Raw genomic sequence first — 16,795 nt, 5'->3', positions numbered from 1 at the left:
CTCAACTATCCTGCCCGTTAACTTAACCAGAAGCAGCCGGTCTTCAAGCCCGGCTGCCTCTATCTGTACTGAGCTATAGTTTCCCGTTAGCGCAATACTTTTTTCTTTAATTATCCAAGTATAGCTAGGATAAACTGGAATTACGAGTGTCCAAAAATTATCGGAATGCGTGTCCAGATATCATCGGAATCACTGTCCAAAGTTCCGGAATACGCATTTCGAGTCTGTAAAATATATTGTGTAAACTCTCAAACCCATTAAAATGAAAGTAAGAGAAAGGTTGGGGAGAACACATGGGACTTTGGTCAAAACAGCAACTTCGGGAGTTCATTAAGGAGAACAATCTTGTCACTGCACAAGATGCACAAAATGCCTTGAAAGACCTGTTTGCAGAGACGATTCAGGAGATGCTGGAAGCCGAAATGGATACCCATTTGGGCTATGGAAAACATGAGGTGAAGGCAAAGCTCACTCCAAACAGTCGGAATGGGAAGAGCCGTAAAACGGTAGTCAGTGAGTACGGCGAACAGGAAATCACCATTCCTCGGGACCGGCTGGGTGAGTTTGAGCCCTTGGTCGTCAAGAAGCATCAATCCAATGTAACCGGCATCGAAGAGCAAATCATCGCCTTATACGCCAAAGGAATTAGCACCCGGGAAATCCAGGATCATCTGGGACAAATGTATGGCATTGAGGTCTCTCCTACACTTATTTCTAATGTCACGAACAAGATCGTACCTCTCATTAAAGAGTGGCAGAATCGGCCTCTGCAAGGCGTTTACGCCGTTGTCTATCTGGATGCGATCCACTTCAAAGTGAAGCAGGACGGGGCCATTATCAACAAGGCCGCCTACATGGTCATTGGCATTGATCTGGACGGAAACAAAGACGTGCTGGGTATGTGGATTGGGGAGAATGAGTCCTCCAAGTTCTGGCTGAGTGTGCTGAATGAACTGAAGAATCGCGGGGTTCAGGACATTCTCATTATCTGCGTGGATAACCTCTCCGGGTTCTCTCAAGCGATTGCTGCCTGCTATCCCCAAACGGAGATCCAGAAGTGCATTATTCACCAAATACGCAGCTCCACACGGTACGTATCGTACAAGGATATTAAGAAGGTAACCGCCGACTTAAAGCCGATTTACAAGGCAGCTACCGAGGAAAGTGCCTTGCTTGAGCTCGACCGTTTTGAGGAGGTATGGGGAGCAAAATACCCACTCATTATCCGTTCTTGGCGGACAAATTGGGACGAACTCGCGACCTTTTTTAAGTACCCGCCTGAGATCCGCAAACTGATCTACACGACCAATATGATTGAAAGCTACCACCGCCAACTTCGTAAAGTGACAAAGGGAAAAAGTATTTTCCCCACGGATGAGGCCCTGCTTAAAATGCTATATCTCGCCACCGTGGACGTCACTCGCAAATGGACAGGCCGTGTCCAAAACTGGGGCCAAATGCTGCTCCAGCTTTCGGTCTTTTTCCCAGACAGGGTCGGTCAACACTTGCGTTAGATTCGCGACTTCCCCCTCGGGGGAATCTGTGCTTAAAAGAGTTTACACAAAATTATTGACAGACCCAATTTCGTCATCTAATTCGACTAAATATTGGGTCAGCCCAGAAATACCAATTGTAGCATAGTTGCGCCAGACGACGACGCCAAGTTACTAAGCCAACCCACGCAACCCACGCAACCCACGCAACCCACGCAACCCACGCAACCCATGCAACCATAAGCCCATAACACTTATTAACAGGTACCAGCACCAAGCCTAAAACTAACTATCCATTAAACAATCACCCAAGCGCCCAACAACTATTCAACCTGCACTCAAGCCAAAAACAATCCAGTTACCTAAGCAAACGAGCACCACCCCCCCGACCTACCAACCCAGTAACCCGCCAGCCGTCTACGAGACCTTATTAATAAGTTTCTCCCTGCTAATCTTCCACGATGATCGCTTACACCGGAGTACAGTTGGTTTTAGATTTTATACAGGTAGTTCGCCTCCCGGGCGGCGGTGACTTCGTGCCAGGTATGTATGCCATACAATCAATTCTATGAAAATAGGACAAGACTCCCTGCATCCCGATATTTCTGCGGTACAAACTCTTTGTGCCCATGGGGCCGGTCATTTCATTTTCTCCTCTCCCAATCTTTAAAATTATGTGAAATACGTTATTTTACCTGACATACGTTATTGAAATATTTGCTTTTCTCTTTCCAATAGGGGTTATTTTATCTATAATGTTACATAAAGTAACATAAAGAACGATGGTTAAATAAACGTATTTACTTAAGGAGGGGTGGCATGCATCTTACCGTCGAAGAAGCGTTGTCCATTTATCCTTTATCCGAAGCCAAGCTTATTGCAGGGGCCAGGGGCAAGCACAGAATTGTGAAGTCAATCAATGTTATGGATGCACCGGATATCTCGGACTGGATAAAAGAGGGAGAAATGCTCTTAACGACCGCCTATCTGATCAAGGACAGCCTGGAGGATGCCTCTGCGCTGCTGCAGACGCTGAACCGGCGGGGCTCGTCGGCGCTCGGCATCAAGCTGGGCCGTTTCTGGGATACCGTGCCTGAGGAGCTGATTGCCGAAGCGGAGACACTGAACTTTCCGCTGATTGAGCTGCCGTTCCAGTTTACGTTCTCCGACCAGATGAATGGGCTGTTCCGCGCCGAACTGTCGCGCAGCACCAGCATGCTCCAGGAAATTATGGAGAAGCAGCGCAAGCTGATGCGCTTCGCGCTGCGTTCGGGACGCAGCGGTCCGCTGTTTGCATCCGTCTCTGAGGTAATCGGTTATAAGCTTGCGGTTGTAAGCAGCAGGGGGGACGTAGTCTACAACAACTCGGAATATGCAAGCCGACAGCTGCTGGAAGGCTGGCCTTGGCAGAACCGCAGCCAGCGCTTCCGGATCGGAGACAGAACCGGTCTGCGGCTTCCGCTGATGCAGGGGGAAAAGTGCTCGGGCTATCTTTTATACTGTCAGATTGACCCGCTTCTGCTGCCTGTGGAAGAGAGCCTGTTTATCCAGGGGGCTGAACTGATTTCATTTCATATTCATTCGGGATATGAGGATTATTTCGAGCTGGCTGAGCACAGGGAGTTCAGCGGGCTGCTGCGCCGCTGCCTGAGCGGCGGGCTGTCCTGCAGTGAGCTGTCCCAGGCTGCACTGAGGCTGGGGGTGAAGCTGCTTCATTCACCTTTTCAAGTGCTGCTGACAGAAACGGCAGCAGGCGGGGATGAACGGCAGCGGGAGCTGCTCCGGCTGAAGGAAGAATATGCTGAGCATCCTGCCCTGCGGGAATTAAATGCCATTCATGTTCTGATGGATGAGGGACTGGTGTCACTGTTTCCGGCAAACGGACTGGGTGCCGGGCAGTTCCGTGAGCTGATTTATGAGTGCTTTGATAACCTGAAGCTTGATACAGGATATTATCCGCGGGCTGCTGCCAGCAGGGTCAAAGTGAAGCCGGAGGGACTGAAAGAAGCTTTTGCCGAGGTCAGGGAATGTATGGCCATGTCCCAGCACTGGGGTGCACTCGGGAATGTAGTGCATTACCGGCAGCTTGAGCTGAATCTTCTGCTCGGCCAGATTCCGGAAGAGTCAATGAAGAAATACATCACCGGTAATCTTCGCGGACTGCTCAGCCGGGAGCCGGAATATGTCAAGGAGATGCTCCATACGCTGGAGGTTTATCTGGAGAATGACGGTCATGTCAACGAAACAGCCAAAAAGCTGTTCATCCACCGCAATACGGCCACTTACCGCATTGAGAAGCTCAGTGAGCTTCTGGATGTCGATTTTAAAAAGATCAATGATCTGATGAGGCTTAAGCTGGTGTTTGTGTTCCGCAAAATGCTGGAACGTGAATAACAACCTAACCTAAATAATAAGGGCAGGCGCCGGGCGCGCCGAAAGGAGCGGGAACAATGAGAGTAGCCGGTATTTACCTGGCGGCAGGGCATGGCAGACGGGCGGGAGTACCCAAAGCATCACCGAAGCTGTCTTCGGAGGTCACATCGAAAAGTGTGGTGGTCAGTGAGCTTGAACGCTGCACCCTTGATCCCCTGGTCGTGGTTGTCCGGGCAGATGACAATCTGGAATGGCTGCCGCCTGCCGCTGAGCAGAGCTCAAGGCGGACTGAGACCTGCCTGACCGCTCATCTGGGGCTGTCGTTTTCCCTGCGCTGCGGACTTAATGCTATTCTTCCGCTACAGCCTGATGCTGTAGTGGTGGCGCTTGCCGGTCAGACTTCTGTTACAACTTCGCTTGTAAACCGGCTGAAGGACATGTATATGCGGAATCCGGAGCTTGATTATGTGGCCGGGACCTATGAAGGGCTGGCGATGCCGCCGGCTCTTTTTTCCAAAAAGATGTTTACGGTATTACAGGAGTTAGAGGGAGAAGAAGCGGCTGCGGGGATTTTGCGGTCCTCCGAGTACAAGGGAGCTGTTCTGCAGACAGATTCTGCAGGCTTCTTTTCGGATGCTAATCCCCGGTTTGATATTTATGAAGCCCGTAAAGAGTGGAGTATCCGCGGAGAAATGTGACATCGAAAGACGATTTTCCAGTCAAATGTAAGTAAATATCACATATTTTAAGTATAATTCGCTTCAGTTTAGTGCATTAAGCACAAAAACCTGTAAAGTTCTTATTATATAGCACAAACGTATGTTATGTAAATTTACGTAAACGCTCTGTCTCAGTATAGTAGAGATACATTAATGGTTTCAGCCATTAAGAGAGATATCCTGGAGGAGGAGAATTATGAAAAAAAGGGGTCAGGGATTTACGGTAAGCTTAATGCTTATGTTCCTGCTTGCAGTAGTGCTGGCGGGCTGCGGAAGCAACAACAATGCTGCGTCATCTAACGCGGCTGCAACGGAGGCGCCGGCTGCGGCGAATGCAGGGACTGCAACAGAGGCACCGGCAACAACAGAGCCGGCTGCAGAGAAGCCGACGGTTGCTTTTGTCTACATCGGGCCTCCGGGCGACGGCGGTTACACGTATCAGCATGACCAAGGCCGTTTATACATGGAAAAGGAGCTCGGCATCAAAGCAGACTTCGTTGAAAATGTTCCGGAAAGTGCCGATGCGGAGCGCGTTATTACTGAACTGGCACAATCCCACGACATCGTATTCACCACAAGCTTCGGATATATGGACTTCACCCTCAATGTAGCAAGCAAATTCCCCAACGTGAAATTCCTCCATGCTTCCGGCTACAAGACAGCTGAGAATATGGGCACCTACTTTGGCAAGAACTATCAGGCAAGTTATCTCACAGGTATCGCCGCTGGAAAAATGACTACCAAAAATCATCTTGGATACGTAGGAGCTTTTCCGATCAGCGAAGTTATTTATAATCTGAATGCTTTTACACTCGGTGCACAAAGCGTTAATCCGGATATCAAGGTAGATGTGGTCTGGACCAACACCTGGTATGACCCGGCAACAGAACGCCAGGCGGCAATCAGTCTGCTGGATAAAGGCGCAGATGTCCTGCTGGCCTATCAGGATTCCCCGGCTACCCTTCAGGCAGCTGCTGAACGCGGTGCTTATGCAGGCGGTAACGACTCGGATATGAGCAAGTATGCGCCGGATAACTACCTGACCAACCCGGTCTGGAACTGGGGCCCTTATTACGTGAAGGCTGTCCAGTCGGTAATGGACGGAACGTGGAAGAGCGAGCAGTATTCCGGGGATATGGCAGACGGCATGGTTGAGCTGGCGCCGTTCGGCAACAAGGTTCCGGATGATGTGAAGGCACTTGTGGAGGAAGCAAAGGCCAAGATCATCAGCGGTGAGCTGGATGTATTCACCGGCCCGATCTCTGATAACCAGGGCAACGTCAAGGTTCAGGAAGGCCAGAAGCTGACGCTTGAGGAAGTTCTGGGTATGAACTGGCTTGCCAAAGGCGTAGAGGGCACAATCCCGCAATAACGGCATCACTTTAATATCATACTTCATGTTCCTATGGGTGGGGCGGGTTCCGGAAAATAAATGGAACCTTCCCCACCCGTACTACAACTATAAGGAAGGAGCATCCCATTATGCAGGACCATTCGGTTGAAATGCGCGGGATTGTGAAGAAATTCGGTTCTGTAACGGCAAGCGATCAAGTCGATTTTTCGGCAAACGCGGGTGAGGTTCACGCGCTGCTTGGTGAGAACGGAGCAGGTAAGAGCACAGTCATGAGCATGCTGTCAGGTGTATACCGGGCAGATGAAGGTGAAATTCTGATTCACGGCAAGCCTGCCAGAATCCGCTCCCCTAAGGATGCGGCGCTTTTGGGGGTCGGGATGGTGTTTCAGAATTTCAGACTCGTGCAGACGCTCACGGCAGCGGAAAATATCGTGCTTGGCGAAAAGTCGTCTTTCTGGCGGGGGAGCAAGTGGATAAGGCAGAAGCACGAGGAGATTGAAGCGCTGGGAGAGCAGTTCGGGCTGAAATTTCCGGTAAACAGGCCAATCTGGCAATTGTCCGTAGGTGAACAGCAGCGTGTGGAGATCGTTAAGACGCTGTACAGGGGGGCGGATATCATCATTCTGGATGAGCCGACTTCGGTGCTTACGCCGGGGGAAGCGGAGCAGCTGTTTGAAACACTGCGTGTAATGAAGCAGGCGGGCAAGACGGTTATTATGACTACTCATAAGATGAAGGAAGTCATGGCTTCCTCTGACCGGATCTCCGTCATGCGCAAAGGTAAAATGATTGCCACGCTGTCAACAGCACAGACAGATGAGCTGGAGCTGGCCCGCCTTATGGTAGGCAGGGAAGTGACGATCAGCCGCCAGGAACGGGAACTGACCCAGGGAGAGCCGCTGCTTGTTGTCAACCGCCTGGAGGTCTCGGCCGATCACGGCCGCAAAGCGCTTGACGGCCTGTCACTCACCGTGTGTGAGGGTGAGATTGTCGGCGTTGCAGGGGTTGCGGGCAACGGGCAGAAGGAGCTGGCAGAGGTGCTTACCGGTCTTAGAACCTGGAAGAACGGGGAGATTATTTTTGATGGCAGCCGGGTAAAAACAGCCTCGGTCCGCGGCGCCATTGATGCGGGGATTTCCCATGTGCCGGAGAACCGTATGAAGAGCGGTCTGGCCGGCCGGCTGGGTTCGGTTGATAATCTGCTCTTCAAATCCTACCGCACGGAGGAACACTCCAAATTTGGTATTCTGAAGGCGGCGAAGAACCGTCTGTGGTCACAGGAGCTGGTGCAGCGTTTTGACGTCAAGACGCCCGAACTTGATACTCCTGTGCAGCAGTTATCCGGCGGCAATCAGCAGAAATTGCTGTTCGCCCGTGAGGTCAGCCATAAGCCCAAGCTGATGGTTGCCGTCCACCCTACACAAGGGCTTGATGTGGGAGCTACTGCGGGTGTACATGAGCTGCTGATGGAGCTGCGGAGCTCCGGCAGCGGCGTGCTGCTGATCTCAGAGGATCTGGATGAGCTGTTGCAGCTGTCTGACCGGATCTTGGTTATATACAACGGCGCAATCATCGGCGAAAGCGATCATGAGCATGCCGACAGGGAACAGATTGGTCTGATGATGGCCGGAATCCGGCACAGGGAGGGCAGTGCGGTATGAGTCCAAAAAATACAGGCAATACGGCGGCGGCAGTTCTGGAGCCGCTTCCGGCCAAGTCCGGCAAACGTTTCGGGCTGCGGCTGGAATACGATTCAAGCCGTACCCGCTCCCCGTGGTGGTCTCCGGTTCTGTCCGTAATTCTGGCGCTGCTGCTGTGTGCCATCTTTATCGCTGCAAACGGGATGAATCCGGTGACAGTCTATGAGAAAATGTTCCGCGGTGCCTTTGGCACCTCCTACGGCTTCACGGAGACGATGGTAAAAGCAATTCCGCTGCTGCTGTGCGGCCTCGGTATCGCTGTAGCCTACCGGATTTCCGTATGGAATATCGGAGCGGAGGGGCAGCTTACCGTCGGCGCGATGGCTGCAACGGCGGTGACGATCTATTTTCCTGATCTGCCGTCTTTCTGGGCCATTACGCTGATGCTGATTTTTGGTACGGCTGCAGGTGCACTCTGGGGCCTGATGACAGCTATCCCGCGCACGCATTTCGGTGTAAATGAGCTGATTACCTCGCTGATGCTGAATTATGTGGCGCTGCTGGCACTCGACTATGTGGTATTTGGTCCGTGGAAAGATCCTGCGGGCTTCAATTTCCCGGGATCGCCGATGTTTACGGCTGCACAGTCGCTGCCGGTTCTGGGATCGACAAGATTGCATATCGGTCTGATCTTTGGGCTGATCGCTGTATTTATCTACTTCCTGATGGTCAAATTTACCCGCTGGGGCTATGAGCTCCGGCTGATCGGAGCCAATCCGACTGCTGCACGTTATGCAGGCATTCATATCAAGAAGCATATTATCATCGTGATGCTGATCAGCGGAGGGCTGGCGGGTATTGCCGGCATGGCTGAGGTCTCCGGGGTAACCCACAAGCTGATGCAGGGTATCTCGCCCGGCTACGGCTACACCGCAATCATCGTCGCCTGGCTTGCCAAGCTGAATCCGCTCGGCCTGATCGTTACCTCCGTCCTGTTCGGCGGTCTGATTGTCGGCGGCTACAGCGTGCAAACCATCGGATTGCCCTCGTCTATTTCAGAAATGCTGCAGGGCTCGATCCTGTTCTTCCTGATTGCCGGCGATATGATTCACCGTTTCCGCATACGCCGGAGCGCTTAGGCGGCGCTTTAGAGAGAAGGGAGTTAGACTATGGATTTCACTACACAGTTATTGATAGCAGCCATTTCCGCCGGAACCCCGCTGCTGCTGGCTACACTTGGCGGTATCCTGAATGAGCGGGCGGGCATCATCCAGCTGGGTGCGGAAGGGCTGATGCTGATGGGGGCGGTGACTACCTGCATCGTATACATCCGCAGCGGCAATCTGCTGCTGGCCTTGCTTGCAGCTATTGCCGTGACAGCGGTGCTTGGCATGGTGCATTCGTTCCTATGCGTGACGCTGAGGGCAAACCAGACGATGTCGGGGCTGGCAATGACGCTGTTCGGCAGCGGGCTCAGCGCCTATCTAGGCAAGTCCATCAGCGGCCTGCCCCTGCCGGGGACTTCACCCAAGCTTAATCTAACCTGGCTTCAGGGAATCCCGGTAATCGGGGATATTTTTGGACGGCTGGATTATTTGACCTGGTTCAGCCTGCTGCTGGTACTGGTGCTGCATCTGCTCATTCATCATACCTCCTGGGGGCTGCATCTGCGGGCTGTCGGGGATAATCCGGCGACAGCGGATGTAATGGGCATCCGGGTGCAGCTGATCCGCTACAGCTATGTTACTGCAGGGGCTGCACTGATTGGGCTTGCCGGAGCTGATATGGTGCTGGCCTACGCGCCGACCTGGAATGAAGGCCTGACGCGGCCGTCGGCTGGATTGCCGTCGGACTCGTCATCTTTGCCAGATGGAATCCGCTGCGCGCGCTTTTCTGCGCCTACTTCTTCGGTGCGCTGGACTCACTCGGATTCCGCATCCAGCTGCTTGGCAGCGTGATTCCGTCCTACTTCCTTAAAATGATTCCTTATGTCGTAACCATCCTGGTACTGATGTATCTCGTTACCGTAACCGCAACAAGCCTTCGGGCACTCCGGAGTCACTGGGGACACCTTACATCCGCGAACAGCGGTTCTAACCAAAGAAGCTTTGCCTGATTATCTGTTATAATCATTGAAATCCATTTATTGTCGTTCGAACTTCTGACCGGTTGAATACAGTAAATGGACTTTTTTTACCCTTAAAGTGATATGAGAAATATCATTGCACAGTTAGTAAGACTACAGAAAGCGGGGATAAAGTATGAGTGCAGAGACAGGTACCTTAACATTGGAGCAAATTAACGGCATGAGCCGGGAACAGTTTGTAGCGGCGCTAGGCGGGATTTTTGAACATTCACCTTGGGTGGCAGAGGGGACTTATCAGCAGATTCCGTTTCATTCTGTCGATGAGCTGCATCGTGCAATGCTGCAGACAGCGCGGAGCGCGCCTGACAGTCAGGTTACAGAGCTGCTGAGATCCCACCCGGATCTGGCCACCAGGCTGCAGGTCACCCCGTATTCGGCGGCGGAGCAGCAGGGAGCGGGGCTTGACCGGCTGACACCGGAAGAATTCGAATTGCTTACAGGGTTAAATGCGGCATACACAGAGAAGTTCGGCTTTCCGTTTATTCTGGCAGTCCGCGGCAAAAACAAGGATGACATTATTGCAGCGATTTCCGAGCGGGTGCATTATCCGCTGGAACAGGAGCGGGAGCAGGCCTTGTATCAAATCGGCCGGATCACCGGCTTCCGGCTGCATGATCTGCTGGCGCAGCCTGAAGGGTCCGCACCATGAGCGGGCGGCTGACCACCCATGTGCTGGACCTCGCAAGGGGCGGTCCAGCAGCCGGGATGGCGCTCCAGCTCTGGAAGCTTGACGGCGGTGCGGGAGAGCTGCTGCGCGAAACGGTGACGAACAGCGACGGGCGGCTCGATGCTCCGCTGCTGACTGGCGAAGAGCTTACCCCCGGCAGCTTCGAGTTGCTGTTTATGGCCGGGGATTATTTCCGCGGCACTGCTGCTGGTGCGGGAGAAGCGGGAGCGGACTCCGGGGTGCTTTTTCTCGAACAGATTCCGCTCCGGTTTAATATCACGAATACTGCAGAGCATTATCATGTTCCGCTGCTAGTAGCACCAGGAGGGTACAGCACGTACCGGGGCAGCTGACACAATAAATAGACCGATGGCGGAGGTGGCCGGACCGTGAAGGAATCATATGAGCTTATCATCAAGAACGGGGATGTAGTACTGCCCGGAGAAGTAGTCAAGCTGGATGTTGCAGTAAAGGACGGGAAAATAGCTGCACTTGGCCGGGATCTGCCGGTTCTTCCTGACACCCGCGTCATTGATGCACAAGGGCTGTATGTGCTGCCCGGCATGATCGATATGCATGTCCACTTTAATGAACCCTCCTTTGGACACTGGGAAGGCTTCCGCAGCGGCTCGGCGGCGCTGGCTGCCGGAGGCTGCACCTGCTATGCGGATATGCCTCTTAACGGCAATCCCCCTACGGTAAATCTCGCTGCGCTGCAGCTCAAGGCTGAAGCGGCAGCAGGGAATTCTGCCGTCGATTATGTCCTGTGGGGCGGACTGGTCCCAGGCAATCTGGAGGACCTGGAGGAGCTGGCTGCAGCCGGAGTTACCGGCTTCAAGGCATTCATCTCCAATCCCGGCGGTGAAGGCGAAGGCCGGTTCCGCGAGGTCGATGACGACACCCTGTATCAGGGGATGCAGCGGATTGCCGCCTTCGGCGGCATCCTGGCGCTGCATGCGGAGAGCGAGGCCATTACGGCTACGCTGTCCGCTGATGCTGTACGGAGCGGCCGGACCGGCGCGCGGGATTTCGCCGCTGCCCGTCCGGCAGAGGCCGAGCTTGAGGCGGTGTCCAGAGCGCTGCTGTACAGTGAGCTCACAGGCTGCCGGCTGCACTTTGTGCATATAAGCACTGCGGCGGCTATTGATATGATTCATGAAGCAAAGCTCCGCGGGCTTGATGTATCTGCGGAGACCTGCCCACATTACCTGATTCTGAATGAGAACAGTCTGGAGGAGCTGGGGGCACTGGCCAAATGCGCACCCCCGCTGCGCAGCCCGGAGGAGCAGGAGAAGCTGTGGAAGGTTCTGGCAGACGGGCGGGTTGAGCTGATCGCCTCGGATCACTCCCCTTGCCCGCCGGAGCTGAAGCTTGATCCCGGCCTAAGCTTCTTTGAAGCCTGGGGCGGCATCTCCGGGGCGCAGAGCAGCCTGGAGCTGCTGTTCCACGAAGGGGTGAACAAGCGCGGACTGCCGGTCACGCAGATTGCGGCGCTGCTGGCGGAGCAGCCGGCCCGGCGGTTCGGGCTGGACCATCGCAAAGGCTCCATCAAGCCGGGGCTGGATGCCGATCTGGTCCTGCTGGACCCGAACCATCCCTATACCTTGAGGTCAGAGGATCTCCTGTACCGTCATAAACACAGCCCTTATACCGGTATGACTTTATCCTGTAGAGTAACGGCAACTATAAGTCGCGGGACAGTAGTGTATACCGCAGAAGACGGGCTGCTGACCGAAGACGGCGGTGAATGGCTGCGGGTTAATGAAGGGCAGTTTTCCCGATGAGCGCGCCAACGATTAAAGCCCCGGCGCTTAAGATGATGGAGCTGCTGGAGGAGCTTGCCGCCTTCAGTGCTCCGGGGCCGGGCGTATCCCGGCTGCTCTACACCCCGGAATGGCTGCAGGCGCAGCGTTTTCTGCAGGAGAGAATGGCGGCGCTTGGCATGGAGGTCAGGACGGACGGAGTGGGGAATGTCTATGGAAGGTTTACAGGCTCACAGCCGGCCGCAAAAGTTATCTTAACGGGCTCGCATATCGATACCGTGCTGAACGGCGGAAAATATGACGGTGCCTACGGGATTGCTGCTGCTGTTACTGCGCTCCACTACTTGAGGCAGAACTTCGGCCAGCCGCTGCGGACAGTGGAGGCCGTTGCCTTCTGTGAGGAGGAGGGCAGCCGCTTTCCGCTCGCCTATTGGGGCTCGGGCAATGTCACCGGGCTGTATGACGGAAGTGAAGCGCAGCGTTGTGCTGACTCTGCAGGAGTAACGATTGCTTCAGCTATGGCCGGCTGCGGATTGGGGCGCTGGCCGGAAGACTGCGGGACTTCAGCCGTAACTGACTATGCGGCAGGGGGGATTCCGCTCAGAGAGGATATTGGCACATTTGTTGAACTGCATATCGAGCAGGGCATTGTGCTGGAGCAGGCAGCGCTGGAGATCGGGATCGTTGAGGCGATTGTCGGACAGCGGCGGTATAGTGTAAAGGTTGCCGGCAGCACGAACCATGCCGGCACTACCCCGATGGGACTGCGCCGCGATGCGCTTGCAGGCGCTGCGGAGATGCTGCTGGCAATGGAGCACGCGGCAATTGCGGCTGGTGATCCGCTGGTAGCTACCTGCGGGAAGCTGGAAGCAGTGCCGGGCACGCCCAATGTAATTCCCGGCGAGGTGGAGTTTACACTTGATATAAGGCATAGTGAAGCTGAAGCGCTGGAGCATTTTTGTTCCATGCTGCTGGCTGCGTTCGAAGAGATTGCCGGGAAGCGGGGGCTTACCCTGCAGTATACGGCTACTCTGGCTACATCTCCTGCTCCTATGGACACGGGATTAAATCAACAACTTGAGCATATAGCACGTCAACAGGGGAGAAGCTTCCGCAGTATGGTGAGCGGAGCAGGCCATGATGCCCAGCTCTTTGCTCCCGTTTGCCCCACGGCTATGATCTTTGTGCCGAGCCGGGCGGGCATCAGCCACGCTCCGGAGGAGTATACTTCACCGGATGAGCTGGCTGCCGGGCTGAACCTGCTTACAGCAGTATTATATGAGCTGGCCTATAAAGAAAGCTGAACATCAGAGGGAGAGGTTTGCATGAAGCGGTACGAAGATTTGGCGCCGTCCTTGCGGTGTATTATGACTCCAGGGCCGGTAGAGGTTGATCCGCGGGTGCTGCGGGCAATGTCTTTTCCGGTGCTGGGCCAGTTTGATCCCGAGTTTACGGATATTATGAATGAAACGATGGAAATGCTGCGCGGGCTGTTTAAAACGGGCAATAAATGGGCTTTTCCGGTTGACGGTACTTCCCGTTCCGGCATTGAAGCCGTGATGGTCAGTCTGATTGCGCCGGGCGACCGGGTGCTTATTCCGATCTTTGGCCGGTTCGGCCATCTGCTGCATGAGATTGCGGAACGGTGCGGAGCTGAGGTGTATACGATAGAGAAAGAATGGGGTAGCGTGTTTGCTCCTGAGGAAGTGATCTCTGCGATCCGCAGCTTCAGGCCGGATGTAGTGGCCATTGTTCACGGTGAAACGTCTACGGGACGGATGCAGCCGCTGGCCGAGATCGGGCGGGCCTGCCGTGAGCAGGATGTACTGCTGATTGTGGATGCTGTGGCTACCATCGGCGGCGTACCTGTAGAGACAGATGAATGGATGCTGGATGCCGTCATCGGCGGGACGCAGAAATGCCTGTCGATTCCTTCGGGAATGGCTCCGGTTACGTATAATGAACGGGCGGAAGCCAAGCTGCTGAAGCGCAAGCAGGTCGAACGCGGGCTTAGAACAGGCAGGTTTGAGGCAGGAGAACTGCCGCCTGTGCGCAGTAATTATTTTGATCTGGGAATGCTTCAGGATTACTGGAGTCCCCAGCGGCTGAACCACCATACAGAGATGACGTCGATGCTCTATGCGCTCCGTGAAGGACTGCGGCTGGTGCTTGAGGAAGGTCTTGAGGAGCGGCATGCGAGGCATGCCCTGCATGAACAGGCGCTGGTTGCCGGACTTGCTGCAATGGGGCTAACACTATACGGCGATCCGGATTGCAAGCTGACGGTGGTGGCCTGCGTGCTGATTCCGGAGGGGGTAGACGGGGAGTCGGTGCGTACGATGCTGCTTGATCATTTCGGCATTGAAATCGCCAGCTCGTTCGGTCCGCTTAAAGGTAAAATATGGCGTATCGGTACGATGGGCTTCAGCTGTCGTGAAAATAATGTGCTGCGCGTGCTCGGCGCGCTTGAAGCAACCCTTTTGCGGCACGGGCACACTCTATCACCCGGCCTTAGTGTCCAGGCGGCACTTGACGTATATGAACAAAAAGGTAGATAATCGTCTGAACGGCAACTGGAGAAATGGTGTTGAGAGAAGCTTGCGGACGGCCCGCTGTCCCGGCTTTACCCAGGAAACGGCTTGCGCCCCGCGAGGGGCGGCAGAGCCGTTTTTATTAAAATACGGAGGGAGTGGAAGTCATGTCATTCAAAAGAAAGCCTTTGGCGGATTGCGTGCCTGAGCTGGTGGCTACGGCCCGCGGCGATCAGAAGGCATCCCTGGTTATAACGGGAGGAAAGCTGGTCAATGTGGTTTCCGGAGAGATACTGGAAGGGATGTCTGTTGCGGTGCAGGGGGGACGCATCGCTTATGTAGGTAAGGATGTTTCGCATACCATTGGTGAACATACGCGGATTATTGATGCAGCCGGCAAATATATCGCACCCGGATTACTTGACGGACACTGCCATATCGAAAGTACACAGCTGACCGTTACGGAGTTTGCCCGGGCGGTGCTGCCGCTGGGAACGACGGGCGGATTTTTTGATGCCCATGAAATTGCCAATGTATTCGGGCTGAAGGGCATTAAACTGATGCTGGATGAAATGCGCGGCACACCGCTGGCAGCTTACATGCAGGTGGCCTCCTGTGTGCCATCGGCAGGTGCGGAATTCGAAACCACCGGCGCCTCGCTGGGACCGGCTGAGGTAGCTGAAGCTTTTACCTGGGGCGAGGATGTGATTGCTCTCGGTGAAGTGATGAATTTCCCGGGCGTTGTGTACGGGGACGACAAAATGATCGGTGAAATCCAGGCGACGCTGCGTGCCGGACGGTATGTTGACGGACATTTCACCTGGCCCTCCAGTGACTGGAGGCTTCCGGTCTATGCTGCAGCCGGCGTAACAGGAGATCATGAATGTGTAACGGCAGAGGATGTGATTGAACGTGTGCGGCTGGGCATGTACGCCAAAATGCGCCGCGGCTCTGCCTGGCATGATGTAGCGAAGACGATCACCGCGCATACGGAGCACGGGCTGGACCCGCGTCGGATGATGCTGGTTACCGATGACCGGAGCTCGGAGTCGCTGCGCGATGAAGGACATATGGATTTTGTCGTGCGCCATGCAATTGCCCAGGGGGTTAAACCGGTGACAGCCTTCCAGATGGCAACGATTAATACCGCTGAACGCTTCGGGGTGGCCCGTGACATCGGTTCGATCACACCGGGCTCCTGTGCCGATATTATTTTGCTGGACGGCAATCTGGCTGATGTGCATGTAGTAACGACTATCGCAGCAGGTGTGGTAGTCGCTGAGAATGGGATTATGACGGCTGAACTGCCGGTCTACACCTATCCCGAGGAAGTGCGTGCCTCAGTTCATCTGCAGCAGCTTCCGGCGCCGGAGGATTTCATCATTCATGCTCCGGTGGAGTCCGGCAGCCTGGCTACCCGTGTTATCAAGGTGATCGAGAACCATGTGGAGACGGAAGAGCTGATCGTTCAGCTGCCTGTAGAGAACGGGGAGCTGCAGGTCGGCAGCGGACTCTGCAAAATCGCTGTGTTCGAGCGGCACAAAGGAACCGGCAACAAATCGGTCGGGGTAGTTGAAGGCATCGGCTTCCATGAGCCGGCGGCGATAGCAATGACGGTTGCCCATGACAGCCACAATGTACTGGTAATCGGAAATAGCGATGTCCTGATGGCAAAAGCGGCAGCTGCTGTTGCCGAAGCACAGGGCGGCGTAGCTGTCATTACGGAATCAGATACCACTCTATTCCCGCTTGCGATCGCCGGATTGATGTCGGCAGAGCCTTTTGAAGTGGCAGCAGCCCAGTCTGCGGCGATCAGCACGGCGCTGTATGGTGCAGGCTGCACGCTGAACTATGCTTTTATGACATTGTCCCTGCTGGCGCTTGCCGTTATCCCGACCCTGCGGATTTCCGACAAGGGTCTGGTGCGGATCTCGCCGGAAGACGGCATTCAGCTGGTGCCATTGTTCTGCTGACGGGTTGATTGCAGGATTAACTCTATAATATAGAAAATGCCTTCAGCCGGTTTACGGTCTGGAGGCATTTTTTTTATAGCTCGAATCTAGTTGGATTTTTGCCACTTAATTTTCGCGTTCTGCAGTTTTTGTGACC

The 16,795-nt window shown here is 54.4% G+C and carries 13 protein-coding genes; all 13 read left to right on the top strand.

The annotated features are described in order from the left end of the window. Window positions 1–293 precede the first annotated feature (293 nt). Window positions 294–1,514 carry an IS256 family transposase gene (locus tag AWJ19_RS07495; protein ID WP_068722586.1) on the top strand — a complete coding sequence of 407 codons (1,221 nt, stop codon included), beginning with the start codon at window positions 294–296 and terminating at the stop codon, window positions 1,512–1,514. 798 nt (window positions 1,515–2,312) lie between these two features. Beyond that, the gene (locus AWJ19_RS07490) at window positions 2,313–3,887 is read left to right on the top strand and encodes a PucR family transcriptional regulator (protein ID WP_068722584.1); all 1,575 of its coding nucleotides are present in this window, start codon (window positions 2,313–2,315) and stop codon (window positions 3,885–3,887) included. A gap of 56 nt (window positions 3,888–3,943) precedes the next feature. After that, the gene (locus AWJ19_RS07485; protein ID WP_068722582.1) at window positions 3,944–4,564 is read left to right on the top strand and encodes an NTP transferase domain-containing protein; all 621 of its coding nucleotides are present in this window, start codon (window positions 3,944–3,946) and stop codon (window positions 4,562–4,564) included. A 217-nt stretch (window positions 4,565–4,781) separates the two neighbouring features. Then, entirely contained in the window at window positions 4,782–5,957 is a 1,176-nt protein-coding gene (locus AWJ19_RS07480) for a BMP family ABC transporter substrate-binding protein (protein ID WP_068722580.1), read from the top strand. Window positions 5,958–6,067: 110 nt separating this feature from the next. Continuing rightward, window positions 6,068–7,600, top strand: a complete 1,533-nt coding sequence (locus AWJ19_RS07475) for an ABC transporter ATP-binding protein (RefSeq protein WP_068722578.1) — start codon at window positions 6,068–6,070, stop codon at window positions 7,598–7,600. Beyond that, window positions 7,597–8,718, top strand: a complete 1,122-nt coding sequence (locus AWJ19_RS07470) for an ABC transporter permease (protein WP_068722576.1) — start codon at window positions 7,597–7,599, stop codon at window positions 8,716–8,718. The genes AWJ19_RS07475 and AWJ19_RS07470 overlap by 4 nt, the downstream gene beginning before the upstream one ends. Window positions 8,719–8,748: 30 nt before the next feature. Further along, complete coding sequence (locus AWJ19_RS07465) at window positions 8,749–9,537, top strand: ABC transporter permease (RefSeq protein ID WP_241781635.1); 789 nt, start codon at window positions 8,749–8,751, stop codon at window positions 9,535–9,537. Between the two features lie 303 nt (window positions 9,538–9,840). Then, window positions 9,841–10,374: a 2-oxo-4-hydroxy-4-carboxy-5-ureidoimidazoline decarboxylase gene (gene uraD, locus AWJ19_RS07460; RefSeq protein WP_068722574.1), complete on the top strand. Its 534-nt coding sequence runs from the start codon at window positions 9,841–9,843 to the stop codon at window positions 10,372–10,374. Continuing rightward, entirely contained in the window at window positions 10,371–10,745 is a 375-nt protein-coding gene (uraH, locus tag AWJ19_RS07455; protein ID WP_068722573.1) for a hydroxyisourate hydrolase, read from the top strand. Before uraD ends, uraH begins: the two co-directional genes overlap by 4 nt. 36 nt (window positions 10,746–10,781) lie before the next feature. Next, window positions 10,782–12,176, top strand: coding sequence for an allantoinase (locus AWJ19_RS07450; RefSeq protein WP_068722571.1), 1,395 nt, complete (start codon window positions 10,782–10,784; stop codon window positions 12,174–12,176). Further along, window positions 12,173–13,459: a Zn-dependent hydrolase gene (locus tag AWJ19_RS07445; RefSeq protein WP_068722570.1), complete on the top strand. Its 1,287-nt coding sequence runs from the start codon at window positions 12,173–12,175 to the stop codon at window positions 13,457–13,459. Before AWJ19_RS07450 ends, AWJ19_RS07445 begins: the two co-directional genes overlap by 4 nt. A 21-nt stretch (window positions 13,460–13,480) precedes the next feature. Then, the gene (locus AWJ19_RS07440) at window positions 13,481–14,713 is read left to right on the top strand and encodes an alanine--glyoxylate aminotransferase family protein (protein ID WP_068722568.1); all 1,233 of its coding nucleotides are present in this window, start codon (window positions 13,481–13,483) and stop codon (window positions 14,711–14,713) included. 131 nt (window positions 14,714–14,844) lie between these two features. Next, a complete protein-coding gene (locus tag AWJ19_RS07435; protein WP_068722566.1) occupies window positions 14,845–16,659 on the top strand; it encodes an adenine deaminase C-terminal domain-containing protein in 1,815 nt (604 codons plus the stop codon). Window positions 16,660–16,795 lie beyond the last annotated feature (136 nt).

This window comes from Paenibacillus sp. DMB5, assembly GCF_001517085.1.
Taxonomy (GTDB): Bacteria; Bacillota; Bacilli; order Paenibacillales; family Paenibacillaceae; genus Paenibacillus_AQ.
Note: the sequence above shows the minus strand (reverse complement) of the source record. Positions and strands in the feature narration are given on the sequence as shown.

Bases quoted from the DNA above. Each gene is read 5' to 3' on its own strand.
- AWJ19_RS07475 (WP_068722578.1), top strand. From the start codon at position 6,068: ATGCAGGACCATTCGGTTGAAATGCGCGGGATTGTGAAGAAATTCGGT.
- AWJ19_RS07490 (WP_068722584.1), top strand. From the start codon at position 2,313: ATGCATCTTACCGTCGAAGAAGCGTTGTCCATTTATCCTTTATCCGAA.
- AWJ19_RS07495 (WP_068722586.1), top strand. From the start codon at position 294: ATGGGACTTTGGTCAAAACAGCAACTTCGGGAGTTCATTAAGGAGAAC.
- AWJ19_RS07440 (WP_068722568.1), top strand. From the start codon at position 13,481: ATGAAGCGGTACGAAGATTTGGCGCCGTCCTTGCGGTGTATTATGACT.
- AWJ19_RS07445 (WP_068722570.1), top strand. From the start codon at position 12,173: ATGAGCGCGCCAACGATTAAAGCCCCGGCGCTTAAGATGATGGAGCTG.
- AWJ19_RS07470 (WP_068722576.1), top strand. From the start codon at position 7,597: ATGAGTCCAAAAAATACAGGCAATACGGCGGCGGCAGTTCTGGAGCCG.
- uraH (WP_068722573.1), top strand. From the start codon at position 10,371: ATGAGCGGGCGGCTGACCACCCATGTGCTGGACCTCGCAAGGGGCGGT.
- AWJ19_RS07480 (WP_068722580.1), top strand. From the start codon at position 4,782: ATGAAAAAAAGGGGTCAGGGATTTACGGTAAGCTTAATGCTTATGTTC.
- uraD (WP_068722574.1), top strand. From the start codon at position 9,841: ATGAGTGCAGAGACAGGTACCTTAACATTGGAGCAAATTAACGGCATG.
- AWJ19_RS07485 (WP_068722582.1), top strand. From the start codon at position 3,944: ATGAGAGTAGCCGGTATTTACCTGGCGGCAGGGCATGGCAGACGGGCG.
- AWJ19_RS07465 (WP_241781635.1), top strand. From the start codon at position 8,749: ATGGATTTCACTACACAGTTATTGATAGCAGCCATTTCCGCCGGAACC.